This is a genomic window from Maridesulfovibrio sp., from assembly GCF_963677005.1.
GTDB lineage: Bacteria > Desulfobacterota > Desulfovibrionia > Desulfovibrionales > Desulfovibrionaceae > Maridesulfovibrio.
Genome location: NZ_OY781616.1, coordinates 2623464 through 2648361, shown reverse-complemented (window position 1 = coordinate 2648361; position 24898 = coordinate 2623464). Strand labels below are relative to the sequence as shown.

At 46.6% G+C, this 24898-nt stretch carries 20 protein-coding genes and 1 tRNA gene; 11 read left to right on the top strand and 10 right to left on the bottom strand.

Annotation, left to right across the window (positions count from 1 at the left end):
- Positions 1–382: 382 nt before the first annotated feature.
- Positions 383–700, top strand: a complete 318-nt coding sequence (locus tag ACKU4E_RS11710; protein ID WP_320171255.1) for a DUF190 domain-containing protein — start codon at positions 383–385, stop codon at positions 698–700.
- A gap of 129 nt (positions 701–829) precedes the next feature.
- Positions 830–1555, top strand: a complete 726-nt coding sequence (locus ACKU4E_RS11705) for a DUF554 domain-containing protein (protein WP_320171254.1) — start codon at positions 830–832, stop codon at positions 1553–1555.
- 188 nt (positions 1556–1743) lie between these two features.
- Here the strand turns inward: ACKU4E_RS11705 and ACKU4E_RS11700 are convergent, their stop codons facing one another.
- A complete protein-coding gene (locus tag ACKU4E_RS11700; protein WP_320171253.1) occupies positions 1744–2955 on the bottom strand; it encodes a glycosyltransferase family 2 protein in 1212 nt (403 codons plus the stop codon).
- A gap of 173 nt (positions 2956–3128) precedes the next feature.
- Between ACKU4E_RS11700 and ACKU4E_RS11695 the strand changes: the two genes are divergently transcribed.
- Together ACKU4E_RS11695 and ACKU4E_RS11690 are read left to right on the top strand one after the other, a co-directional pair.
- Positions 3129–3205: transfer RNA gene (locus ACKU4E_RS11695), tRNA-Asp, on the top strand.
- 281 nt (positions 3206–3486) lie between these two features.
- A complete protein-coding gene (locus ACKU4E_RS11690) occupies positions 3487–4443 on the top strand; it encodes a hypothetical protein (protein ID WP_320171252.1) in 957 nt (318 codons plus the stop codon).
- Positions 4444–4911: 468 nt separating this feature from the next.
- Here ACKU4E_RS11690 and ACKU4E_RS11685 read toward each other — a convergent pair whose 3' ends face one another.
- Positions 4912–5880 (bottom strand): GlxA family transcriptional regulator, encoded by a 969-nt coding sequence (locus ACKU4E_RS11685; protein ID WP_320171251.1) that lies wholly within the window; start codon positions 5878–5880, stop codon positions 4912–4914.
- Between the two features lie 158 nt (positions 5881–6038).
- Here ACKU4E_RS11685 and ACKU4E_RS11680 point away from each other — a divergent pair, with 158 nt between their 5' ends.
- The gene (locus ACKU4E_RS11680; protein WP_320171250.1) at positions 6039–6593 is read left to right on the top strand and encodes a cysteine hydrolase family protein; all 555 of its coding nucleotides are present in this window, start codon (positions 6039–6041) and stop codon (positions 6591–6593) included.
- Positions 6594–6684: 91 nt separating this feature from the next.
- On the opposite strand, the gene ACKU4E_RS11675 is transcribed toward ACKU4E_RS11680, so the two are convergent.
- Entirely contained in the window at positions 6685–7461 is a 777-nt protein-coding gene (locus ACKU4E_RS11675) for an IclR family transcriptional regulator C-terminal domain-containing protein (RefSeq protein WP_320171249.1), read from the bottom strand.
- Positions 7462–7884: 423 nt separating this feature from the next.
- Between ACKU4E_RS11675 and dctP the strand changes: the two genes are divergently transcribed.
- From dctP to ACKU4E_RS11655, 4 genes are read left to right on the top strand one after another with little or no spacing between them, the layout of a single operon-like run.
- Complete coding sequence (dctP, locus tag ACKU4E_RS11670; protein WP_320171248.1) at positions 7885–8904, top strand: TRAP transporter substrate-binding protein DctP; 1020 nt, start codon at positions 7885–7887, stop codon at positions 8902–8904.
- A gap of 2 nt (positions 8905–8906) precedes the next feature.
- Positions 8907–9407: a TRAP transporter small permease subunit gene (locus ACKU4E_RS11665; RefSeq protein WP_320171247.1), complete on the top strand. Its 501-nt coding sequence runs from the start codon at positions 8907–8909 to the stop codon at positions 9405–9407.
- Positions 9404–10687, top strand: a complete 1284-nt coding sequence (locus ACKU4E_RS11660; protein ID WP_320171246.1) for a TRAP transporter large permease — start codon at positions 9404–9406, stop codon at positions 10685–10687. The genes ACKU4E_RS11665 and ACKU4E_RS11660 overlap by 4 nt, the downstream gene beginning before the upstream one ends.
- 18 nt (positions 10688–10705) lie before the next feature.
- Complete coding sequence (locus ACKU4E_RS11655) at positions 10706–11557, top strand: M15 family metallopeptidase (protein WP_320171245.1); 852 nt, start codon at positions 10706–10708, stop codon at positions 11555–11557.
- 102 nt (positions 11558–11659) lie between these two features.
- Here the strand turns inward: ACKU4E_RS11655 and ACKU4E_RS11650 are convergent, their stop codons facing one another.
- Complete coding sequence (locus ACKU4E_RS11650) at positions 11660–13354, bottom strand: hypothetical protein (protein ID WP_320171244.1); 1695 nt, start codon at positions 13352–13354, stop codon at positions 11660–11662.
- A gap of 129 nt (positions 13355–13483) precedes the next feature.
- Positions 13484–15949 carry a hypothetical protein gene (locus tag ACKU4E_RS11645; RefSeq protein ID WP_320171243.1) on the bottom strand — a complete coding sequence of 822 codons (2466 nt, stop codon included), beginning with the start codon at positions 15947–15949 and terminating at the stop codon, positions 13484–13486.
- A 323-nt stretch (positions 15950–16272) separates the two neighbouring features.
- Here ACKU4E_RS11645 and ACKU4E_RS11640 point away from each other — a divergent pair, with 323 nt between their 5' ends.
- Positions 16273–16959, top strand: a complete 687-nt coding sequence (locus ACKU4E_RS11640; protein WP_320171242.1) for a Crp/Fnr family transcriptional regulator — start codon at positions 16273–16275, stop codon at positions 16957–16959.
- 44 nt (positions 16960–17003) lie between these two features.
- Entirely contained in the window at positions 17004–18092 is a 1089-nt protein-coding gene (locus ACKU4E_RS11635; RefSeq protein WP_320171241.1) for a tRNA-dihydrouridine synthase family protein, read from the top strand.
- A 208-nt stretch (positions 18093–18300) separates the two neighbouring features.
- On the opposite strand, the gene arsB is transcribed toward ACKU4E_RS11635, so the two are convergent.
- The 5 genes from arsB to ACKU4E_RS11610 all read right to left on the bottom strand — a co-directional run bounded on the left by arsB (position 18301) and on the right by ACKU4E_RS11610 (position 24826).
- Complete coding sequence (gene arsB, locus ACKU4E_RS11630; RefSeq protein ID WP_320171240.1) at positions 18301–19359, bottom strand: ACR3 family arsenite efflux transporter; 1059 nt, start codon at positions 19357–19359, stop codon at positions 18301–18303.
- 348 nt (positions 19360–19707) lie between these two features.
- Entirely contained in the window at positions 19708–20055 is a 348-nt protein-coding gene (locus tag ACKU4E_RS11625; protein ID WP_320171239.1) for a metalloregulator ArsR/SmtB family transcription factor, read from the bottom strand.
- Positions 20056–20171: 116 nt separating this feature from the next.
- Positions 20172–22007, bottom strand: coding sequence for a diguanylate cyclase domain-containing protein (locus tag ACKU4E_RS11620; protein WP_320171238.1), 1836 nt, complete (start codon positions 22005–22007; stop codon positions 20172–20174).
- Between the two features lie 265 nt (positions 22008–22272).
- Entirely contained in the window at positions 22273–22896 is a 624-nt protein-coding gene (locus ACKU4E_RS11615) for a response regulator transcription factor (protein WP_320171237.1), read from the bottom strand.
- A complete protein-coding gene (locus tag ACKU4E_RS11610; RefSeq protein ID WP_320171236.1) occupies positions 22886–24826 on the bottom strand; it encodes a sensor histidine kinase in 1941 nt (646 codons plus the stop codon). Before ACKU4E_RS11610 ends, ACKU4E_RS11615 begins: the two co-directional genes overlap by 11 nt.
- Positions 24827–24898 lie beyond the last annotated feature (72 nt).

Here is a 24898-nt window from a genome sequence, read left to right as displayed (position 1 = left end):
TGAAGTGTTCAAGTCCATGCGGCTTTGATCTCTCGGTAGTTTCAACAGCCTGGTTCCGAAAGGTAGATCTGAGGCCCTTTCCGTATAGCGGAAGGGGCCTTTTTCATGCAGAATAAAAGGTTGCAGCCGACATTTTCACTCCTCTCTGAACACGCGCAAGCCTGCTGCCTAAGTTCCTCATGCGAATGCGGATTTTTATTTGTTTCAGTGACGCAGGTCATTGTACCGCCCGGTTCTCCGGGATTAGATATAACACATCAAACAGCACTACGTTCCAGTCTAATCACTCACGTATCAGCCGACCGGCACATTGACGGACTCATAATCGGAACGCAACACGCCTACCCGCCGGCATGACACAAACCATAACAGGTATTATTGAATGGAAGGATATCTTGTAATATTTTTTACCCAGCAGAATCGGACGCACGAAGATGTTTCCGTGGCCAACTGGATACTCAAGGCCGCAAGAGACCTTGGTGTCCGCGGAGCAACGCTGTTTTCCGGTAAAGAAGGTTTCGGACACGACGGCCGTCTTCATACGGATAACTATTTTGACCTTCAGGACCCGCCGGTACAGGTGGCAATGGCTTTGACTCATGAGGAATGCGATAAGCTTATGGCCATCCTGAAAGAAGGCGGCCTGCGCGTTTTCTACACTAAATCGGCAATAGAATTCGGCTTCGTATCAGAAGATTGAAGATCTGATCTTCCCACCCCGGCAAGGCAGAAACCGGCCTGAACCGATGCTCTAATGCACCGGCTCTCCGGCTTTTTGCCTTACGCCCGCCAAACATCAGGGCTTCCCGGCCCTTGAAAGGAAAAATAAATGATAGGTCCGTACGTAAACGGCGCCGCCCTGATTGTGGGAAGCGTCGCCGGGGCTCTTTTGGGCCCTCGTCTCAATGAAAATATCCGTAACCGGATGCCCATGGTCTTCGGTTGTTCGTCAATGGGGCTCGGAGTAGCCATGATCATCAAGGTCAAATACCTTGCGCCGGTGGTACTGGCGCTGGTGATAGGATCAATGTTCGGTGAAATGATCCGGCTGGAAAACGGAATCCAGACCATAGCCAACAAAAGCAGGGGATGGGTGGAAAAGATAACCCGCCCATCGGATAACATAAGCAAGGAAGAGTTTATCGACAAGTTTGTTGCTCTGCTGGTTCTCTTCTGTATAAGCGGAACCGGGGTTTACGGCTCCATGAGCGAAGGTATGACCGGGGACCCCACCCTGCTTATCGTCAAATCCATTCTGGACCTGTTCACGGCTCCGATCTTCGCTTCGACCATGGGCTTCACGGTCGGGATACTCGTTATCCCGCAGTTTCTGGTGCAAGCATCACTATACGCCGCATCTACATTGATCCTGCCGCTTACCACCCCGGATATGCTTTCCGACTTCTCCGCCTGCGGTGGACTCATAATGCTTGCCACCGGGTTCAGAATCTGCGGGATCAAACAGTTTCCGGTCGGCAACATGATCCCCGCACTTTTATTCGTCATGCCGCTGTCCTGGCTCTGGTCAGAACACCTGTTCAAGCTCCTTTCCTAGTACGGTTCTTCGTAACATCAGCAAATCAATTTTCATTTTGCCCACGTATGGCTTAATGTAAATGGAGAGCGATGATTTTTACAGCAGAACAGAAAAAACAGAAATGTCCCGCATGCTCTATGCTTGCGGGACATTCCTGTTTTATCGGCTGCGCGAAGAAATCTTCGACCTCTGAATCAGGACAGTCTTCAGCTGTTGCTTGAAATCCAGCCTTCATAGATGGCGGCAAGTTCGCGATCATTTTTCGTTCCGGCCCATTCAAGTACGTTTACCGCCTGCTCGTGCAGTTTTTCCGGGGCGGACAGGGCTCGATTTATTGCAGTATATTTAGTTTCGGCAAATGCGGCCCAGTCATCTTTGCCGATTTCCCCGGCAATTTTTCCGAGCCGCTCCAACCTGCAAGGATCAGGAAAAATAACCGTGCCGTAAAATAAGCTTTCCGCAGCTTCATCTTGTCTCCCTTCCTCCAGAAGCAGGGAAAACAGCTTGTCGTAACCGTCTTCCCATAGGGGATATTCTTCAAGAGCGGACCTAAGTTCGTCTACGTCGTCAATTTTTCCTGTAGGGTCGTCCGGAGCCCGCATGATCATTTCCAGCCAGGGCGTGAGTTCGCACCGGAAACCGTCCTCCTGTGCGATTCGATGCAGATCGGGAACAAAGCATCCTGCGCAACGTTTATTGATAAGGGTCATGTTTTCCTTGTCAAAGCGGTTGCGTCCCGGAGTCTTGCTGGCCCAGTGGAGTACTGTGCTGCGGTTTTCCTGAACCAGACGTCCTCCCGCACGGCGCAGTCGGCAGCAAAGGTCCATGTCCTCAAATCCATTGGCGTATCCAGGGAAAAAACCGCCCATCTCACGGAACAGGGCCGCCGGGATCATCAGCGCCGCACCGCTCAAAGCCTGAAAGCGGCGGTTCCGGCGCACAACCGGATGGTTGCCGGGAAACATGAAGTAGGGGTGGCAGACTCCAAGACTGCCTGCGTAACCGATCCCAAGGCACTGCACCCGTTTATTGTCTGGAAACAGACAGAGCGGGCTGACTGCAGCCACACCGGGATCTTTTCTGAAAATTTCAAGGAGAGGTTCGACCCAGCCGGAGGTGAGCAGGGTGTCGTTGTTCAGAAAAAAAAGGAGTTCCCCTTCGGCGTTATCCGCCCCGAGATTACAGGCAGGACCGAAGTTGATATTCTTTTCCACCCGTACATAGCGAAACCGCTCTCCGAAAAGTTTTTCGCCCAAAGCCGGGCATTCCGAAAGAGTTGCATCCGTAGAACCGTTATCCACGACAAGCACTTCATAAAAATTTCCTCTGGTGAACTTCTGGATGCTTTCAAGGCATGCGGAGGTCATTTCCCAAAGGTTCAAGACGGGTATGATTATGGACAGGTAAGGCTTTCTCATGATTTTCTTATAGTATAAGAAGTGGGGATGGAGAGCAAATTCGAGGCTTTTGAGCAGATTCAGGCAATATTATTTTTGTGTATTAATATTATAATTGCGAACTGTGAGTGTATTATCTAAAAGCTACTTCACCCAATGCTTTTCAGGTTTTATAAACTCTGAAGCATACCTGCGGAGCCGTAGTTAAGTTGGTTATAACGCCGGCCTGTCACGCCGGAGGCCGAGGGTTCGAGTCCCTTCGGCTCCGCCACTTTTCATGAGAAAGCCATCAATCGAAAGATTGATGGCTTTTTCTGTTTTTGTGCCGGTAAAATCAACCGGACACATCCAGCGAAATGATATTTATTTAGGATGTAATTTAAGTATGTTAGAGAAAATACTGTTTGAAAGTCTTGATCGGTTAGTTTTATCCTGCTGAACTTGTCAGGAAAATATATTGTGTCAATGTGGACATATATTGAGCCGACTGTACTTGTCGTCCCTCTACGCTTTATTCTCAACGAGAAAGGGCTTTTCTTCAAGGGGTGAACAATGGATACTACAATCGGTGATTTAATCAGATTCAATGAGTTCCTGGATTCAACAATGGATCCAGAAAATCTGGATGAAGAATTTATTACTTTAAGACAATCCGAGCTGGAGGGTATTTCCAAGAATTCCGATGCTGAATATTTTCCTTTTATTGCCTTAAGCTATGCGAAATTAATGGAGTTGACCGTTTTGTTGGCTGGAAAGTATGCGGATAATTGCCAAATCATGGATTTTGGAAATATTGTGGTAAACCCCAGACACATAGACGTCTGCATCTTAAATTCCCGATTAATAAGAGAAGATTACGGAGTTACTGGCAGTATTCCGCTTTGGTTCAAGAAACAAGTGCATAAGTGTACAGGTAGCCAATACTCCGAAGATCTGGGAAGAATGGTTGTTAATCCATCTTTGCTATCTAATTTTGTTGAAGAAGGTATATTGCTGAGAATAGTAAAAAAAGAAAGACATAGAAGATTAAGCGACCAGTTCCGGTGGTACATTTCAGATGATGCTCAGTCAGCTTTTTCAAAATATGTTGAGGAGGCTAAACTCAAAGCACACAAACCGGTAAAATTGCTTGGCTGCGGCGGGCGTGAAATGGTCAAGGGGCTCGATGTTGCGTCATGGCTTGCCAGCAGCACGGTCTTGAACATAGTAAAAGGCAGCTTGAGAACCGATCTTATGAGTGTCTTGCGTAAAGCAATGTCGAATGATTACCTGAAATCAATTAACAGTAAATTTGAAAAGGCACATATTTCTCTAAACTATATAAATATGGGAAGAAAAAATTTTGCTAATTACCCATATGATGAAGGGGTGCCCATAGCAGAGTGGGATGATATCAATCACACCTTGTGCCATTTCACACTGGATGGTTATGGCATGATTCAGTCAGAATTAGATAAAAGCCTTTCCAATCCTTGTTATAAGAGCCGTTTTTTGAACGGTGTGATGTAGAGTAGACCCGTTCAATTTATAGTCCATTCGTGCTCACCACTTTTCCCAAAAGGATGTCAATCGATTTGGCTGGTATCCTTTTGGTGCTATCTCATTTGTGCTAGTGTTACTTGGAAAAAGTACAGCATGAAGGCATGAATGTTTTTTCAAACCATATTTTGCCTTATGAATTTTCCAGCTTTTTAGCCAAGACATTAAGATAAGTTGAAAGATCAATGCGTCCCTGATGATTTAGTTTTTCAACATCAACAAAAATATCTACCCCTGATTCGGTATAGCGTATTGCTCCTCTGTCTTGTGATTCCTTCCGGGGTTTTTCATCTAAAGCCAATATGGCATAAGGACGGATGCTTCTTCTTATTCCTTTGACGGAGATAGGAGAGCGTTCTGTTTTAGATTTCAGGCGAGAGGTGAACCATGAGAAAGTACCCTTAGATATCCAAAAACATCTAGGGATTACAAAGGGGATTATCTCTTTTGGCTGCCAGCGTGCAAACCGAATCGTTGCCGATAAGCTGAGGGTGTCGCTCCCATGATTCGTTTAAACAGCTTCCGGAATGTGCTGTAATCTCCGTATCCAACGGCTGAGGCAACATCTTCCACGCTGAGGTTGGTGGTTTCCAGGAGTCTTTGTGCGGCTTCAATCCTGACTTGCTGAAGGTACTGGGTCGGAGTGTGCCCGGTGGCGGCGCGGAATCGTCTCAGGAAGGTTCGTTCTCCAAGGAGTGCTGCATCCGCCATCTCCTTGACATACAGTGCCGTTGCATAGTTCTTTTCAATCCACTCCTGTGCATCGAGAATAGCAGTGTCTCCGTGGTTCTTCTGAAATCCCCCCAATCCGTATGGAGTCTGGAGTTCCCTGTGCGGGTCCATGAGCATTATCTTGGCGCATTGCAGTGAAATTTTCCGGCCTGCATGGCGTGTGATCAGATGAAGAGCAAGATCCATCCAGGCGGAAATTCCCCCGGCACAAATGTAGTCGCCTCCATCCACGATCAATCTCTCTATGTGCAGATTCACCAGCGGATATCTGGTGCGGAACTGCTCGGCTAGTTTCCAATGAGTTGTGGCTTCGCGCCCATCAAGGACTCCTGTTTCGGCCAATAGAAATGACCCTGCACACACGGATGTAATCAGCGTGCCGGCTGAGTGCTGCTGCCGGAGCCAATCGGTAATCTCCCGGTCGGCGGCTACACCGTCAACGGTGCCCAGAAGCGGGGGGAGTATTATAATGTCCTGCTGTGCATCAGAAATAGAGGCTGCTGGGGTTATGCGGGTACCTGCATATGTTTCAACGGGTTTAGAATCCGCGGACAGCACTTGATAATTGAATGCGGGCGAGCCGTTAAGATTGTTGGCCATGCACAGAATTTCTTCAATCCCGTACACCGCCGAGTGCAGACATCCAGGCACGGCAAGAATGGAAATGTTGATCACAGACGGCTCCTTGTTGTGTCGTATTTTGCCCTTTGATTGTCTAATCCGCCACTTATTTTTCATTCATCCTTTTTTATCTTCATATCAGCAAAAGGACATGGCCGAGGCTTTAAATGTCTGGTCTTTGGGTTGCTGAACCTAACAATCAGGAGAACATCATGGAAAAAACTGCATTGATCATTGTTGATATCCAGAATGACTATTTCCCCGGCGGAGCCTTCGAGCAGGAAGGAGCGGAAGCCGCAGCTGAAAAAGCATCTAAAATTCTTGATACTTTCAGGAAGAAGGGGATGCCCGTTATTCACATCCGGCATGAAACTCTTAATCCTGCAACCGGATTTTTCCTTCCGGGAACAGATGGCGCCGGGATTCACCAAAGTGTCATTCCTAATGATGATGAGACTGTCATTCTCAAGAACTATCCCAACAGTTTCAGGAAAACTAATCTTGAAACAACACTGCGCGGATTAGATGTGGGAAAGGTCGTGATCATCGGTATGATGACCTTGATGTGCATCGATGCCACAGCTAGGGCTGCATGCGATCTTGGATTTGAGGTCACTGTTCTGCATGACGCGTGTGCAACTCGGGCGTTGGAATTCAATGGGGTGAAAGTCCCGGCCGATCATGTTCAGGCCGCATTTTTGGCTGCACTCAGTCTCAGTTATGCAAAGGTGGAAACGGTCGATGTTTTTGTGGGAAGAGTGGAATGACATCAAAGACAATCTGGTCAAATAGATATGTGTTTTTAATCCGCTGACAACTTCGTAAAATCCCGGCAAGTTAATTTGCCGGGTGCAGCAATTACAGTTGTGCCCCGATCCTTCCTGCTGTCTCAAGCACAACGGGAGCTATTTCCGCTGCAGCCTTTTCTTCCGACCATTCGGAAAGGCTGGCGGAAATGTAGACCGATGCGCGCGGTTTTCCGTCCCTGCCCAGCACCGGCGCGGAAACCGCAATCTCACCGACCAGTTGTTCCTGCATGGATATACAGAATCCCTTTTCGCGAATCTTCGCTATTTCACGCATATTGGCGTCAATGTCCGTGATTGTGTACGGAGTAATCGATGACCTGTCGGACCTGTTAAGGATATCCAGCACTTCTGAATCCTCCAGACATGAAAGAAAAGCCCTCCCGCCGCAAAAGGCAGGTACACGGCGTCCGGGCAGGGTCCCCTCGAAAAGCAGCAGCCTTTGCGGCAGACGAATCAGATAGATTATGGAAGTATCGTAAAGGGTGCCGAGATAGGCTGAGTTGCCGGTCCGTTCCCGGGCCTCCAGCAGAAAGGGCGTGGCAACCTCGACCAGCCTTTCGCCACGCAGAAAATTATATCCCAGACTCATGGCCTTGGGGCTTAGCCGGACCTGACGGGTTTTTTCGTCCTTGGAAATATAGCCCAGGGTTTCCCATGTATACAGGAATCTTTGCACCGCACTCTTGTTGAGCCCGGTAATCCTGACCATATCGGTAAGACTCAACCTCCGATGTCCGTCGTCAAAGGCCTCAAGCACACGCACAGCCTTTTCAAGCGAAGACACGAACAGCGGGCTGTCCTCTCTGTTTTTTTTCTCGTCGCTCATATACGCTATCATGTAACCCCTCTTTGTAATTTGTTCCACTACCTTTTTTGTCTGTTGGCGGATTGAAACATCCCAAGTTTTAAACCGTTCTTTTTGGTAGAGCTTATTTCCATTTTTGCGAAAACCGACTTTTTAATATTCGTGCTTCTCAAGTCTGATACCTTTTTTTGTCAAAACTGCTTGACTGGTATGAGGCTCCCGCCTAAGATGAATTTAAATACTAAGTATTGTATTACAATACTGACAACGAACTTGATATGTGTCTATGTTGTGTATGCAATACTGAGCCGTTGCGTTTCGGCGTTGAAACGCTTTTGATTTTTCAGTCCCCTTGCTGCATACAGGCTGCAAAAGGGCAGGCGGCTGAGTTTAAATCCCAATGCAAATTCTGTTACCCATAACCACTAACCAAAAGAGGACCCCATGAAACGTTCCGCATTACTCGGTCTTATTCTGGCACTGCTTCTCGCTGTTCCCGGCAGCGCTCTCGCTGCTACAAGCATCAAGATGAGCTACAACGGACCGCCCAGCGACAAGGACAACGCTGTTCACTATTTTGCTACCAAATTCAAAGCACTGGTCGAAAAAGCTACTGACAATCAGGTTGAGATCAAGCTTTTCCCCAATAGTCAGTTGGGTAATGAAGAACAGCGCATGGAACAGGTCATGAGCGGCCCGGTCATCAACGTTGCTTCTTACGGCGGCCTGCAGACCGTTTTTCCAGAAATGTTCGCCACCAACATTCCTTTCCTGTTCGATAACTACAAATCCGCTCACATCTTCTTTGACGGAAGCGAGTTCATGAATAAAGCCAAGGCGGAACTGAAATCCCGTACCGGCATCGCGCTTCTGGACGTAATTGAAGAAGGTGGATTCCTCGCTTTTACCTGTGATAAGCCCATTCATTCCCCCGCAGACTTCAAGGGGCTCAAATTCAGGGCTATGGACGCAAGTCAGGTCGCCATGTACGAGGCTTTCGGCGCATCCGGAACTCCGATTCCCTGGACCGAAGTCTACCTCGCACTCAAGACCGGGGTTGCTGACGGACAGATGAACCCCCCGACCTACATAATCATGGGCAGCCTTTATGAAGTCCAGAAACACCTCACCCTTGCAAACGTCCAGTATTCCGACCAGTTCCTGCTCATGAACGGGGAGCTCCTCGATTCCCTCACTCCCGCACAGCAGAAGGCCGTCACGGACAGTGCCAGAAAGGCCAACATGGAAACCCGCGAATTCGTGGAGTCCCAGGTTGATACCCGCGTTAAATTCCTGGAAAGCAAGGGCATGACCAGCTACACCCCCACCGCCGAAGAATCCGCTGAATTCAAGAAACTCGGCAGCCCTTCATACATCAACTGGCTGAAGGATCAGGTTGACCAGTCCTGGATCGACCTCGTCATCAAGGACGCCCGCAAAGCCAACGCCGAAGGGGCAAAATAGATATGTCGACTGTCTCCGGCTTTTGCCAGAAAGCCTCTGACATCCTTGAGCGCCTCTGCCTGTTCGGGGCCGGGGCGCTCCTCGTGATAAACATGCTGGATGTCATGCTCGGTGTTTTCGGGCGATTCTACCGCCCGCCCATGTGGACTACGGATCTGGCCAAGATAACTCTGGTCTGGATAGTCATGCTGGGAGCGGCTCCGGCCCTCAAGAGGGGAGAACACATGGCCATCCGCATCATTGTGGACAGACTGCCCGGAACTCCTCGAATGATCGTGACTTTCATCCGGCGGGCCGTGTTCATAGGAATTCTTATCTTCATGGTCATCTACGGCTACAACTATGCCTACAAGCTGCGTCTTTTCACCATCATGACCCTGGGCATCAAGAAAAGCGTTCCGCTCATGTCCATTCCGGTGGGTATGGGGCTGATGCTGATCCAGTACGGGCTGCAGCAGTTCATTCCCGTACGGAAAATAAACAGTGAGGAGGAGAACAGATGACCATTATCCTGCTGCTCGTATTCTTCACGATGCTTATTTTCGGACTGCCGCTTTTCGCGTCCATGCTGGTTACTTCCATAAGCGGTTTCTTATACATCGGGGATTTCTCCCTGCTGCGCATTATGGTCCAGCAGTTTTACGGCGGGATGGAACCTTTTTCGCTTCTGGCCATCCCTTACTTCATTCTGGTCGGAGAGCTTATGGGCTCGGCCGGTCTTACCGAACGTCTGCTGCGCTTTGCCGAGGCTCTGGTAGGGCATCTGAAAGGCGGACTCGGTTATGTAACCGTTGTTGCCAGTATCATTTTCGCAGGTGTTAACGGCTCAGCTGCCGCCGATGCCTCGGCCGTGGGCTCAATCATGATCCCGGCAATGAAAAAAGGCGGATATCCCGCTTCCTATGCCGCAGGTCTTACCGCGGGAAGCTCGCTCATCGGACCCATCATTCCGCCAAGCATCTTCATGATCCTGTTCGGGGCCATGACAAAGACAAACGTCGGAGCCCTGTTCATAGCGGGAGTTATGCCGGGACTTCTCCTCGGGATCGCGTTCATGCTCATGCACAGAGTCAGCGCCGCACGGCTTGACCTGCCTATCGTGAACTCGGAATTTTCCTTTTCCAAACTTCTTTCTGCCACCGGCGGGGCCATAACTTCACTGGTTGCTCCGGGCATTATCATCGGCGGTATCCTGTTCGGCTTCATGACACCCACCGAGTCCGGCGCGGTAGCAAGTCTCTATGTCCTTGTTGTCGGCTTTGTCTGGACTCGTCAGCTCAGTTGGAAAGCGGTCTGCAAGGCTCTCGGAAACACTGTGCGCCTGACAAGCGTAATCTTCGTTGTCATCGGCGCGGCAACAATTGTCGGCTGGATTCTTTCCTCGGAACAGGTTCCCCAGAAGTTGGCCCCGATTGTGCTTGAATACGCGAAAACGCCTTCAATGGTACTTCTTTTCATGAGCCTGATCATTTTCGTGGTCGGCATGTTCATGGAGGAAATCGCGGCGCTTGTTCTGCTCACCCCGGTTTTCGCACCGCTGGCTGTTGCAGCCGGGATTGATCCCCTGCATTTCGGGATTGTTATGACCCTGAACATCACTATCGCGCTGATAACTCCGCCCATGGGCGCATGCGTGTACATCGTATCGTCAATCGGGTCGGTTCCGCTGGAAAAAATGTTCAAGCATATCTGGCCGTTCGTGCTTGTCGCTATTGTCTGCCAGCTGATGCTGATATTCTTCCCGGCCATCTCAACATGGCTGCCGAAAATGCTCGGTTACTGATAGGGTAATTTACTGAAAATGATTAATGCCGAATACACATCCGAAGCCTGTTCCAAGGGGATAACAATGCAGCAACGAATGGACCTGCCGGGAATTCCTCCGGCAGCTACACCGAATTGGAGTGACGTCTTCACCATCGAGATAAGGGAAAACGGCGAAAGACTGCTGCCGCTTTCACTGGCCGAAAATCAGATTCTTGTACGCCCGGCTTATTATTCCGCAGGCATAGAGAAGGCTTTGCCGGACTGCTATGCCCGTGACGAGATCCGCAGGATGCTGCTTGCGGCCAATTCCCTGCTGCCCAAGGGATTGCGGCTTGTGATCCTCGATGCCTGGCGCAGCAAGGAAACGCAGACGGCGCTGTTCGATGCCTGCCGTAATGCGCTTGAAAAGGCGTACCCGGACTTTGATGCCGGGCGGATAAAGAAAATGACCGAAGAATTCGTGGCACCGCCGAGTCTGAACAGCACTCGGCCTTCTCCGCACTCCACCGGGGGAGCGGTAGACCTGACCATCGCTTCTGTCGACGGTGTCCCGCTGGCCATGGGTGCTCCTTTTGATTATCCCGGTCCGGTTTCAAATACGCGTTATTTTGAAGAGCGGATTGAAAAGGGAGAGAAGCTCTTGGAAGAGGAACAGGAAGCCCTCTACAACCGGCGTCTTCTTTATGACGTCATGATTAAGGCCGGTTTTGTAAATTACCACGGCGAATGGTGGCATTTCGAATACGGGACCCAGAGGTGGGGATTCCTTAAAAACAAGCAGTATGCCCTATACGGTCCGCGAATCATAACCCTGAATACATTCGAAGCCCTGATACCGTGCTCGTCCGGAAATGACATAACCGCTCTGGTCACTGCCGGTGGGTAATAGAGTCTTTCTCCCGTAATTATTACGTATTGGAAAGGATACCGATCATGTGGTCGGTATCCTTTTGCTTTGGAATTAAATGTAATAGGCAAGACTCTACAACTACTCACGTTTAAAGAGAAAATCTTTTAATTTACTAAAAGGTCTTATAATATCTGGCCTGAAAAGTTTAATCTGAAGAGCTACCAGCGAAGCAAAAACTGCTCCATACGAATAAATTTCTCCCAAGTATTCTTTTAGATTTGGTGTGATATTTGGAAGAATGAATTTGCATATCATTACATTAAGTGCCCAGAACGAGAAAACCGCAATTAATGACGTAACGAATATTAGCAGCAGAGAAAATTTTGTCCCTGTATTACTGCTGTCCAGCATAATTTGCATCACTCCCCAACACTGCCGAACCCCTTTTTTTTGGGACAATACATTTTGAATTCTTTCACGATGTTCTGGGTTGAATATTGATAACCAGTTCGCCTCTGGGCCCATTTCGTTCTGACCAGAACTAAGCTGCACAATATTAACCGCCATAGTGCTAGATCCGCCATAGACCCATTTGTATTTATTAATTTTTCTTGAACCTAGTTTTAAACTCATCTCTACAAAAGTTACACACAACAACAATATAGATACATACGTATTGATTGTTCCATACATTCCGCAAGGAATAGAGGCTTCTCCTGGTAAGAGCAAATACAGACTATAAAAGCATGAAAAAACAAATATAACGACAAAACATGCTACAAATCCATTGCGCGAAAGGGTCGATGTTTTTTTTCTTAGGAACAGTTCCGTATCATGTCCTGGGCAAATACGATTAATCATAAAATAGTTTGTCCGTAATGAACTTGCAAGCGCAACGCAATCAACACCTTCAAGCAATGCAAACAATTCTTGACCGACACTAAAGTAAGAGAGCACAAGAATGAACGGGAGCAACAAACATGGAATGAACCATGATATCTCAGGAGAAAATTTAGGTATAAAGACACTAGCTGAGGCATTTAAAAGTATAGAATAGGCTGCAGTGGCTCGTGTAACGTTAAGCAAAAAAGCAACACTGCACCAAGGCAAATTTAATTCTGAAGCACAGACTTTATTTGATCGCAGAGATTTAACATGGAAAGTAACTTTTTTTTGACGCAGTACAATATATCCTGTGAATAACAGAACAAAGAATATAAATGAGAAAGCAATTCTGTAATAATTATACTGCAATATGGCTGCCTTGAAAAAGTCAAACGCAACGTATACACCAAAAATGGAAACAAGATTTGGTAAACCTTTTTTCAACATTCCAAGCCAGAGCAATCGTAAAACATATGATGCTGCCAACATTCCTGTAGCAGAGACTCCAAAATGCCAAAAATCACCAGGGATTATTCCCTGCATTCTAAACCAACCACTAATAATGAACACAATGACGCATACAAGCACAAATTCGTAGCGTCCGAAAAGGAATGTTGGTTTCTTTTTACTGAATCCCGCGATAAAAAACATTGGAAATAGGCTGATAATTCCAGGGCTAAAAATGCTGGCTGCGCGAAAAGCCCCTCCTGTTATAAACAGATCTATGTAATCGAAAAACCACCATTGTTTGATCGTATTTTGAACTGCTGATATGTTTGCGTCTGGAATGACTGCGTAAACAACAATAAATTTATAAAAAAAACATATGGCTATAAACAGTATCACAGAATTCCAGAAAGAAATCCTAGCTACTCCCCTTAACCCTTGGGTTAGCAGTATGCTGAGACGTGAATGCCTGATTAATTCTGGCCAACCAATTTCTTCCATAATAAGAGTCCCTTTAATAAATTAAAGCGCACAAAGTATCCCATACATAACGGTTAGATCTCTACATGCTATAGTGAGAGTTTTATGGATAAAATTTAGAGAGTTTTGGGTCACACAACCAAAAACTTTCTATTCAATTCTTAGGTGCAAAAGAGTCGTCAGCGTACTGCGTTCAACATCGGCCAACATTTCCTCAAATAATCTTTCACTCATTGATGCAAACCAGCCCATTGCATCGCTTGCTCCGAGTTGTTGCCATGACATTTCAGACTTTAATTGTTCTTCGCTTTGCAGATAACTTGCCCATGACTGGTCGATAGATGCTATTAAAAAATATCTGATTATTTCTGCATAATAATCTGATTTTTCGCGTAGAAGCTCACACTCAGCGGTTAATACTGAACAAGCCCATTCGTTAAGATCACTAACATTCGGAGAGTTATATGCACTGGAAGGAAAGTTATAACTTTTAGCACCGAGTTCATCATTTATAAAATCTTCAATGTTCTTAATGTCACTCAAACTGGCTTTAGCGTCTTGAGATGAAGGTCTTTCGATTCTTCTAACTACGTTTTTTATTATCCTATCCAATAAAACATCAACACCCTCTGAATCTGCGTCCATAGCCAGCTTTCGTAACACATAGATTCTATTCCGCATGCCATTCAAAATAGAATCCATTTCATACACTTTTTTTCTGTTTTCAAATTTTACTCTGCGCACTTTTTTCTGTACTCGACTCAGGGCTCTGGTAACCGCTCTGCTTTCGAGTCCATTATCATCAATTATTCGCAGTACATTTGTCACACGTGCGCGTTTTAGTAGATCGCACCCATTACTTATATAAAATTGCGATGACCCTGGTTTGCCGTGTCGTCCAGCACGGCCACGAAGTTGTCTGTCACTGCGTGCCTCTTCATTGCGTTGAACGCCAATGACGTGTAGTCCGCCAAGTTTTTCTACTCCTTCTCCTAAACGAATATCAGTACCGCGTCCGGCCATCATTGCCGAGATGGTTACAGCCTTAAGCTGCCCTGCCTGTGCTATAATAGCCGATTCTTCTCTATGATTTTTAGCATCTAAAACTTTGTTGGCTATGCCGCAATTAGCCAAATACATAGATATCCTTTCAGCTGAAGTTCCAGTCTGTGTGTTAATAAGAACAGGCTGTCCTCGGTTGAACCGTTTTTTCACATCTCGCATGAGTGCTGCCAGCAGTTCTTTTTCACTAGCAAAAATTTTGTCCGGCAAGTCTTCACGTGATTTGATAAAGCAGGAGGGAATGCAAACAACCTGTGCACCATAAATTTCTCGCAATTCGTCTTCATACTCCTTTATGGTGCCACTCATGCCAGCCATTTTAGTATATTTCATAAAGTAGTGTTGAATACTGATTCTAGCTACAACCTTACTTTCTGCAGAAGATGAAAATCCATGTCTTAATTCTAGCGCCTGCCTGAGTCCATCAGGAAATTCCTGGTCGTCAAGAATCCGGCCATTCTCATCAAGGGGAAGTATTTGTCCAGATTGGACACTGTAGTTCTCCCCCTCTTTATAAAAATGTTTTGCAACCAGAGTTTTTTCCATGAGAGGTATTAAGCCGCTAAGCATATCTGAAAAAAGGAGCAGCTCTTCTCCTTTTAACTTTTTTCCAATGTACTTAAGGGAAGCAGATTTTATAAGGATTGATTTGTCTTCAAAATTAATGTTGTAGTGATCATCTGGGCGCATATTTTTTACAAGTAAAGCTGCAAATGTATACTTGTCGTTGTGAAATATTTTATGTATTCTCGATGAGAATGTTGCTTTGTTGATATTCTGTTCAGAGTTGTTAATATGGTTTGAAATTGTGTGTAGTGATCCTCCATTGTCAATAAGTATAAAGTCTATTTCATCTAAAATAATAAAATCTAATGAGCGTTGACATACTTGTTCTTTATAAAATTTTAAGTTGTCTTTAAGAAAATCAAAACATAAATTTGTAGCAGACGAATACACTATGTCGTTACGATAAGCTTTTTTTTTGTTTTCATCATCGTAGTTAGAAATAAATACATTGTCGCTATGGTTATTTTCAATAGAACTACCTATAACTGATATGGTAATATTTATTGCCGTATATAATGGCTCCATTAAGAAGGCATCTCGTTTTGCAAGGAATTCATGAGCTGTTACAATATGAATTGAACAGTTAGTTGTTTCTTCAGGGTTACTGTGTATAATATAATGCAAAATGGCAGCAATTGCTGCGGCCAAAGTTTTTCCTTCTCCATTATTCATCTCAATAACATGCCCGTCATACATTGCCAGACTTGCTATTACCTGTGTTTCCTTAGGAGAAAGTCCTAAAATGTCTTTTGATAAGTGACAAACAAAGGCCAGAATATGAGAAAGCACAGCTTCCTTTTGAACCCTTGTCATATTTGTGTATTGTTGTGCTTTACCCCTTCTTATTTTTTCAAGTTGTTCTACGCAATATGAAGCGCTACGCTTAGCTAAGAGCGAACGCTTCTTTAGAACTTCCTTTACGAGTGGAGCATATTTTTTTAAAATTTTATATCCTGGTTCGCGATTACCAAAAAATTTTCCAAACATGCACCATACCTCTGAACATTATGCTTTTACGCATCAAAGCGCGTGACTAATGATCTTTTTGAGATTTTTATGTAGATTAAAAATTTTTCTAATATTAATCATGATTATACCTCTTTTTGTCTTGTCTGTCATTATTTTCACAAAGAGGGAAAGTCGAACTCTTAAAAATTAATTTTTATGTTGGAGTCGAATCTTACCCACAAACTGTTTGATCTTCATGAATTAGTGCTTCATAAGCTTTTAGCAGCTATAAAAGGACAGCCCCAGTTCTTACCCTGCTATTTAGGTTGGGAAATTTATTGAACCCGTAACAGGATTTCATAATGAACGATCAGGAAAAAATTATAGAAACTCTGCGTGAAGACATCAACCTGAAGCACGCCCCGCAGGAAGCCCTTGAAGAACTGGCCGCTAATGCCAAAAGAATATTCTTTGAAAAGGGCTCCTATGTTTTCAGGGCCGGTGATGAATCGGAATTTTTTTACATTGTGGAAAGCGGCCGGGTGGTTCTGTCCAAGGAAGCTCCATCAGGCAAGGTTTTCACTTACCTCATCGCTGTGCGAGGCGTTCCCCTTAACGCCGTAACCTGTTTCAAAGCCAGCCCGCGGCTGTTTTCCGCCCGTGTGGCCGAACCGACTTCCATCATTGCCATTCCCTGCACTGTTTTCCGTTACCGGGTTCTGCGCTGCCCTGAAGTTACGGCCGGAATACTTTCCTGGATGGGAGATATGCTGGACGGTGCATACACCCGTATCCTTGATATAATTGATGAAAGCGCGGAAGTTCGCATTCTGAACGCGCTGACAATGCTTTCCTCGCGCATTGGAAAAGACCTGCCCCTGACCAACAATGACGTTGCAGAAATGACCGGAATATCGCGGGAGACTGCGGCACGGGTAATTTCGCGCCTGCAGGAAGCCGACCTCATATCCAAATCAAGGGGAACAATAGAAATTCTGGACGAGCTGCGGCTCAAGGAACTTTCCACCAGTCCGTTTTTTATTCTCTGAGCCGCGTTTGAAGGCTTGCCCCTTGCGCAACAACAGGATACGCAGTGCTGCATCTCATGACACCCACAACCAGTCTTGCAGCCTCCATGAATAAAACCATTCCTTCCGATTTTTCCCGGCTGGCGGCCCAGCTCAACACCCCCATTGTCATTGGCGGTAAAACCATCCCAAATCGTCTGTGGCTGGCGCCCATGGCCGGCTTGACTCACAGTGCCTTTCGCAAGGTGTTGGGCCATTATGGTTCCTGCGGACTGGCCTTCACTGAAATGTGCAACGCCAAGGCTGTGCCGACAGAGAATCCGCGTGTCTCACCGGTTTTCAGCTGGCAGGAGTGCGAACTTCCCGGTCTGGTCTGTCAATTGGTGGGAGGCACGGCGGAGGAGTTGGTGATTGCCGCAAAACGGGTGGAGCGTGAAGGCTTCTTCGGCGTGGATATCAACATGGGTTGCTCGGCGCGCGGAATGATCAAACGCGAGGCCGGGGCCGCATTGCTCAAGACGCCTGAAAAAGCAGTTTCCATGGTGGAAGCGGTGCGAAAGGCGGTATCCATTCCGGTCTTTGTAAAATTCCGTACCGGCTGGTCTAGGGACATTGCTCCGGCAGTGGCACTGGCCAGAGAGCTTGAGGCTGTCGGCGTGGATTGTCTGGTCTTCCATCCGCGTGTGGCCCCGGACAAACGCACCCGTCCCCCCATCATTGATCACATCCGTTCAATCAAAGAAGCGGTCTCCATTCCAGTTTTTGGCAATGGCAATGTGACCACTCCGCAGCACTGTCAGGATATGCTGGACTCGACCGGCTGCGACGGTGTTTCCGTGGGCCGTATGGCTGTGGCCCGGCCATGGTTGTTTGCCCAATGGACAACCGGCTGCGCGCCCGATGAAAATGTTTTTCAGGAATACGTCCTGCGTATGGCAGACGCTTTGGAGCAGGACTTCGATCCGATCAGGGGAATCAAGCGGTTTCACCTGTTCATGGTCTATTTTGCCGCCAATTTCAGGTTTGGTCACAGTCTGCAGGCGGTCTTTTCCACGGCGAAAACCATGGATGATGTCCGCCGGCTGGCCAAAGAACATATCAGTCCGGGCATGCCCTTGAGCATATCGCCCAATATGAATCTGTATAATTTTTGAGAGATGAAACAGAAGGGCGCTGTCCACAGAAGTGGACAGCGCTGGAAGGGATCAAGTGATTAAACCTACACTGCTTATGCAGAGGTGGGAGTGCTTACGTTATAGGAAATGGAAACACAGCGGCAAAATACCTTGCATAACAACGGATAATCATTAATCCCAAATATTGTTGATCTACAATGGTACAGATTAATTGCCCGTCTTCTGTTTATGCCTCCGCAGCTTCCAGAAAATATTTCTTTTTAAAAAGCAAAGCCACATTGACCAGTGCAATTAGCACAGGAACTTCCACAAGTGGGCCGATAACAGCAGCGAATGCAGCTCCCGAATCAATTCCGAAGACTGCAATGGCAACAGCTATTGCGAGTTCGAAATTGTTCGAAGCTGCGGTAAAGCTCAAAGTGGCAGCCTGTCCGTAGGTCGCATCTGCCTTGTATGAAAGGTAAAAGGAGACCAGAAACATAACCAGAAAATAAATTGTCAGAGGAATTGCGATGCGCAGAACATCAAGAGGCAGCTCTATGACCTTGTCTCCCTTGAGTGAGAACATTACCACAATGGTGAACAGCAGGAATATAAGTGTCAAAGGACTGATGCGGGGGATGAATTCTTTTTCATACCATTCCTTACCCTTTGTTTTGATTCCTGTTAAACGGGTCAGCATGCCGGCTAGGAAGGGAATTCCAAGATAGATGAAAACACTTTTGGCGATCTGGCCGATGGAAATATCCACAACAGTACCTTCAAGCCCGAACCATCCGGGCATGACAGTCAGGAAGACGTATGCATATACGGAGAAGAAGATAACCTGAAATATGGAGTTGAACGCGACAAGTCCCGCACAATACTCGGTGTCCCCCTTGGCTAGATCATTCCAGACAATGACCATGGCTATACAGCGGGCAAGACCGATCATAATCAATCCCACCATGTATTCGTGGTAGCCGGACAAAAAGGAAATTGCCAACGCGAACATCAGCACAGGCCCTATAATCCAGTTCTGTACCAAAGATAGGAGAAGGACTTTATAGTTTTTAAACACCTTCCCAAGTTCTTCATATTTAACTTTTGCAAGCGGCGGGTACAGCATCAGGATAAGCCCGATGGCAATAGGGATGTTCGTGGTCCCAACCTGAAATGAATTTATGACGTTCTTGATTGCAGGGTAAAAATAGCCGCTGCCTACCCCGATGAACATCGCAAGGAATATCCACACGGTCAGGTAGCGGTCCAGAAAAGAAAGTTTTTTAATTGTTGATTCAGACATATCTGCTCCGATTTCATTTAATGATTTATTGCATAACAACAAAGAGGTCTTTCAAGCCCAGGCGGTTATGGGCATATCCGGCGTTCATTTTTTGTTAATTTAAAGTAAATGTATCCGCATATGCAGATATGTCAATTCGTAAAAGTAGATTTTCAGATAAGAGTGACAGCCGTAAGCAGCAATTAAGTTGTCTGCAATAGGTCTTTTGTACAATTTCAATGTACTGCTAATATTGAGTTTTTAAATCTAGGCGAGAAGCTTTTTCGAAGGCAGCTTAAAGGTATGGAGAACTCCGTCAGTTGCGGAAAATCTGTTTGAGTGGTCGGGAAGTTTTTGTGAAATTGATAATCATTGGCAGCTGTCTGCCTTTTTAGTCTTAAGAAAACAATTAAGACGCTGGAAGTCTTCTACTGCCTGAGGAAATTTCTGTAGTTCGTCATGTAATACATCCAGAACACGGGACTGAACGGGATCTTCTATTTCAGCCAACCTGTAATAAACCCACTTCCCTTTTCGTGTGCCGACAACCCATCCTGAATTTTTTAAAAATGACATATGCCGGGAAACCTTGGACTGTGGGAGGTCCAGCGCTTCCATGAGGTCACAGACGCACAATTCTCCGTTCTCAAGAAGACGGATAATCCGCAAACGGGTGGGATCGGAAAGAGCCTTTAAACATTCTGCCAGTTTTTCCATGTGTATAATTTATGCGTATATGCGGATATGTCAACAAAACACCGCTTTAACCCAAAAATGTTTCTGTAAATAAGCCCTCAATGCGGATTCAAAAAAGTTAATCAGTGCGATGAAATTTATTTCTTTGAATGTTTCATATCGTACATCCGTTGGTCGGCTGTACGCAAAAGCTCTTCTGCCGTATCTCCGTTTTCCGGATAAATGGAAAATCCGACACTGGGGCTGCTGGAAATTGTCAGCTCGCCGAGAGTAAAGGGAGATTGAAATGCCGAGTCTATACGTGCAATCAAAGTCTCAACACCCGACTTTCCCTGTATCTCGGGCAAAAGCATAACGAACTCGTCCCCGCCCATTCGAGCCAGGGTGTCCGTTTCCCGCAGCAGCGGCTTCAGCCGGTCTGCAACCATTTTAAGAAGCATATCTCCGATATCATGCCCATAAGTGTCGTTGACCTTTTTAAAGCTGTTCAGATCCATGAAAAGCAGCCCCAACTGATGCTTGGAACGCTTTGCCTGCGCCAGTGACTGCCCCAGTCGTTCCATTAAAAGGTATCGGTTGGGCAGCTCTGTGAGACTGTCGTGATGAGCCATAAAGCGTATGGCTTCTTCCGCGTTCTTGCGCTCGCTGATGTCGGAAATTATGTTGAGAGTTGCAGGTTTGTTGTTCCAAGTGATTAAAACACCAGTAAGTTCAATTGGATATGTGGTGCCGTCTTTTTTGAGAAACTCACTTTCGTAACGATCCGGAGAAGCTTTACCCGCAAGTCTTTTCAGATGGTTTGCCAGAATTGTTTCACGAGCCTCGGGTGCTATGAGAGGTAAAAAAGTTTCCATATTTAATAGTGTGTCCTGATCATAGCCGGTCATTTTGCACATGCTTGGATTTACGTATACCAACCGTTTATCCTGCACCACGACCACCCCTTCGTGAGCATGGTCTGTCAGGGAGCGGAAAGAGTTTTCGTTCTCCGCCAGCTTAAGGTAAAGCCTCTGCAGTTTTTGATTGAACTTTTTTATTTTCTGATAACGGTAGACCAGCAAGAGAACTACCACGCAGACTGCGGCCAGAATTTTCCATAACAAAGAATAATTGTATTGATGCTGGTATGTTACCGGAACCCATTTGCTGTGTATTTTTTTTACCGCATTGGTATCGATACTCCTTACAGCCTTATCCAGGATTCCAAACAGTACCGGATCGTCATTTCTGACAGCGATGCCGAGATCCCAGTTGCGGTTTACTCGCCCTGATATTTTTATGGAAGATGAAAAATAGTTTGAGATTTCATAGGAAATTGTGTCGAGGTTATCTATAAATCCATAAATTATGCCCTTTTCAAGCGCCGCCAGACCATCATGGACTGTTTCAAACTCTACAATTTTCATCTCCGGGTATTCTTTTCTCAGAAATTCTATATAGGCATATCCTTTGGTAAGGCCGATCTGATGGTGGATCACATCAGGCAGGTCTGCAATAAACGGTTTGTCCTTTGTTGTTGCGATAACCAGAGGAATAACAATATATGGCTTCGTAACCTTCAAATACTTTTCCCGTTTGGGTGTAGACATTGCAAGGGCAAGAATATCACATTCCCGTGATCTTGCTTTTTCAAGTGTTTCAGTCCATGTCCTGGTCGGCACGAGTTGGAAGTCTATTCCCCATTTTTGTGAGATCAGTTTGAGATAGTCTGCACTCATGCCTATATGTCTGTCGTTCGAAAGCGCTTCAAAGGGAAGCCAACTGGGATCAATACAGAATTTAATGGTTTTCTTTTGTGCAAGGTATTCCTTTTCTGCCTGAGTCAAACTATAGGGCTGTTCCTGTTTGTTCTGCGCCTCTTTACTGCTGAAGGTCTTTTCAGATGAATTGTTTGTTCCGGGTTGGGCGAAGAGGGCAGAAGCTTGGAGTGTAATGAATAATACGATTATATATATGGATATTTTTTTCTGCATTTATGCATATCCTTGGATGGATTTAATTTGGATAGCAACTGAATCTGACTGAGTCTCTTCTCAAGAATATTTTTGTCAGTAGATAATTATCTATTTGTATTTGTTTATAATATAGTCAGGATGTTTTCAAGGTCATCGTTGCACATGGAAAACATCAACACGCTGCACCTCGTTGTCCAACGCTCATATTTTTCTGTCCAAACTTAGTTTTAACATATTTAAACGGATATCTGCCGGCTGATTACTGTATTTTAGCTAAATCTGATCACGAAACCGAAATCGCGTATTTACGCAATTCCTTTCTCCCGTCCAAATCAAATTTTCTGACCATTCTATTGCAGTAGGTCTCTACGGTACGGCGGCTCAATTCCAGTTTTGCAGCAATTTCGGTGTTCCCGAATCCCTGTCCCATCAGAATGAAAATTTCTCTTTCCCGATCACTCAGCGAGTCTTCCAGCCGCTCCCGGTCTTCGCTTTCCTCCAGACATTGGGCGATATTGGGGCTGAGGTATCTTTTCCCGGAGGAGACTTTGTCTATGGCCTCAAAAAGGATGTTCACGTCTTCCTGCTTGGAAACGTAGCCGAGTGCCCCGCATCGAAATGCACGCTCAATGAGTCCTGAGTCTTCGTGCATTGAGTAGACCAGAGCGGCTATGTCGAGGCGTTCAAGATCGGGGAGCAGGTCAAGACCGCTTCCGTCCTGGAGGGTAAGATCAAGCAGGGCGATATCGAAATTCTGCCCCTCCAGCACTGTCCTGGCCTCGGCCACGGTATTGACTTCTGCCGCTATCCTGTGCTGGCGGGTTCCCAGAAGGATTCCCAGACCTTTTCGAATGGCGGGATGATCGTCGATAAGAATGAACTTCAGGGCGGAGGGATTATCCGTCATTTTCCACCTCGGATTTTGTTTTATTTGATTTAATGCACGGGGCCGTACATTTAACGATTGTGCCGCCTGAGGGGGATCTCCCTATTGTCAATTGCGCCCCTATGACCTTGGCTCTGTGATGCATTATGCTCGTGCCCAGTCCACCGTCTTCTTCATTGTTTGAAATTTCTTTCCCCACGCCGTCGTCGCTTACAGTCAGGGTGATTATTGAGGAACCGCAGCAGTCGAGTTGAACTCGGATATTCTTTGCCTTTGCGTGTTTCGCGGCATTGGTCAAAGCTTCCTGGGCAATACGGTACAAGGTGGTAATGTCTTCGTTCTCACATTTTTTGCAATTACAGGTCTGGTTGAAGGTGATCCTTATCCCTGTGGCCTTTGCTATGCTGCGGGCCAGGGCCTCCAGCGAGGGACCGGATTGCCCGTGTTCGACAGGCCACAGCCCCCGGGCTATCTTGTAGGCATCCTGAGTTGACGTTTTCAATATTTCGGCCAACTCTGCCAATTCATGACCGTCCTTCTCGCCAACCTGCCCATGGGCCATGGCTGTCGCACGCAACCTGGCTCCGGTTAATTGTTGACACAGACTGTCATGCAGCTCATGGCTAAGCTGGCGGCGTTCTTCTTCGCTTATGCTGACAATCTTTTTTTCCAGTCTGTTTCGTTCTTTTATTTCCTTTTGCAGGGATTGGTTTTTCTGCTCCAGTGCAATGGAAAGACGCTCTACAGCGCTGAATGCTTTTGAAAAATGTTTCGATAAGACAAGCGACTGGGAGAGTATGAATAGAAAGACCGCAGGTTCGACCAGATAAACGGACCGGATGATACCCATATGAACCAGAGGATCGTTAATGCCTGCGCTGAACTGGATGACCAGCCCGGTCAGCAGAATTCTAGCGCCGGTTCTTTTTCTCCTCACACACAGGGACACTCGGTGCAGGTAGTACGCGGCATAAAGAAATGTCTGCAGCAGACACACCGCAATAAACCAGTATAGCGGAAGGCCGGGGGCAAAGATAAGCAGAATGGTAAAAATAACGATTCTGGCATCCAACAGGTAAACGGGAAAAGAATGAAACTCATCCGGGTAGATGGTCATCAGAAACCGGTAGAGCAGCGATGCCCAGCACACAAAGCAGGACAGCGAAAATATTTCCATGGAAACCGAATTCCATCCGGGAAGCAGAATGGAGATGACCCAGCCGGAAGAGTTGGATGTGACGCTGTAGCCGACGACCAGCAGACAGTAGAGCCCGAAGTATAAGGGGGCAACGTCTTTTTTCCGCCAAAGATAAAGAACAAGATGATAAACGCCCATGACCAGCATACAGCCGGCAAAAAAAAGCGAAATGGCCCAGTCCCTTGTCTGGGCAGACTCCAGCGGGCCGGGAAGAGCGGCAAGTATGGGTTCACCGATTCCGCCCCTGCGGAAATGGTAGTTGGATACCTGTAAAATCAGGTCGACAGGTTGTCCCGTCAACGGGACTTCCGCCAGTTTCAATGTGCGGGCCGGTGTTTCCGTTGCAGCCGATCGACCCGGAATACCGCTCTGTGCTATCAGCTTGCCGTCAGCCCAGAGTTTATAAGCTTCGTGAATATCGAAAATCCGCAGAGTCAACCGGCCGGATGGCTGATCGGTCAACAGTTTCAGGCGGTAGGTTGCCTGTCCGGTGCTGCCGAGCGTTTTCTCTCCGATACGGTGCCCTCTCCATGTTCCCGGCAGGGAAAAGAAACCGGACATTTCGGGAAGAGACTTCTCTCCGTGGAAATTGTCCGGCGTAAGCAGTCTATCCCAATAAAATTCCCATTCGCCGTTAAGAGCAACTATTTGCCCTCCGGACAGATTCTGTCCGCACAGGTCAAGCACTCCTTGTTTGGCATAAAGTTTCTTGTCAGGATGATCGACAGCACACCCGGCGAGACTCAGCACCATCAATATGATCAAAAAATATAAGATCTGATGGCGGGGCCGCTTTAAAAATTGGGAAAGATAATTTTTCACAAC

What these genes read in the sequence shown, in the direction of transcription:
- ACKU4E_RS11710 (WP_320171255.1), top strand. Translation starts at nt 383, where the DNA reads ATGGAAGGATATCTTGTAATATTTTTTACCCAGCAGAATCGGACGCAC.
- ACKU4E_RS11620 (WP_320171238.1), bottom strand. Translation starts at nt 22,007, where the DNA reads ATGCAGAAAAAAATATCCATATATATAATCGTATTATTCATTACACTC.
- ACKU4E_RS11700 (WP_320171253.1), bottom strand. Translation starts at nt 2,955, where the DNA reads ATGAGAAAGCCTTACCTGTCCATAATCATACCCGTCTTGAACCTTTGG.
- ACKU4E_RS11640 (WP_320171242.1), top strand. Translation starts at nt 16,273, where the DNA reads ATGAACGATCAGGAAAAAATTATAGAAACTCTGCGTGAAGACATCAAC.
- ACKU4E_RS11655 (WP_320171245.1), top strand. Translation starts at nt 10,706, where the DNA reads ATGATTAATGCCGAATACACATCCGAAGCCTGTTCCAAGGGGATAACA.
- dctP (WP_320171248.1), top strand. Translation starts at nt 7,885, where the DNA reads ATGAAACGTTCCGCATTACTCGGTCTTATTCTGGCACTGCTTCTCGCT.
- ACKU4E_RS11650 (WP_320171244.1), bottom strand. Translation starts at nt 13,354, where the DNA reads ATGGAAGAAATTGGTTGGCCAGAATTAATCAGGCATTCACGTCTCAGC.
- ACKU4E_RS11675 (WP_320171249.1), bottom strand. Translation starts at nt 7,461, where the DNA reads ATGAGCGACGAGAAAAAAAACAGAGAGGACAGCCCGCTGTTCGTGTCT.
- ACKU4E_RS11680 (WP_320171250.1), top strand. Translation starts at nt 6,039, where the DNA reads ATGGAAAAAACTGCATTGATCATTGTTGATATCCAGAATGACTATTTC.
- ACKU4E_RS11665 (WP_320171247.1), top strand. Translation starts at nt 8,907, where the DNA reads ATGTCGACTGTCTCCGGCTTTTGCCAGAAAGCCTCTGACATCCTTGAG.
- ACKU4E_RS11690 (WP_320171252.1), top strand. Translation starts at nt 3,487, where the DNA reads ATGGATACTACAATCGGTGATTTAATCAGATTCAATGAGTTCCTGGAT.
- arsB (WP_320171240.1), bottom strand. Translation starts at nt 19,359, where the DNA reads ATGTCTGAATCAACAATTAAAAAACTTTCTTTTCTGGACCGCTACCTG.
- ACKU4E_RS11705 (WP_320171254.1), top strand. Translation starts at nt 830, where the DNA reads ATGATAGGTCCGTACGTAAACGGCGCCGCCCTGATTGTGGGAAGCGTC.
- ACKU4E_RS11660 (WP_320171246.1), top strand. Translation starts at nt 9,404, where the DNA reads ATGACCATTATCCTGCTGCTCGTATTCTTCACGATGCTTATTTTCGGA.
- ACKU4E_RS11625 (WP_320171239.1), bottom strand. Translation starts at nt 20,055, where the DNA reads ATGGAAAAACTGGCAGAATGTTTAAAGGCTCTTTCCGATCCCACCCGT.
- ACKU4E_RS11610 (WP_320171236.1), bottom strand. Translation starts at nt 24,826, where the DNA reads ATGGTGCTGAGTCTCGCCGGGTGTGCTGTCGATCATCCTGACAAGAAA.
- ACKU4E_RS11645 (WP_320171243.1), bottom strand. Translation starts at nt 15,949, where the DNA reads ATGTTTGGAAAATTTTTTGGTAATCGCGAACCAGGATATAAAATTTTA.
- ACKU4E_RS11615 (WP_320171237.1), bottom strand. Translation starts at nt 22,896, where the DNA reads ATGACGGATAATCCCTCCGCCCTGAAGTTCATTCTTATCGACGATCAT.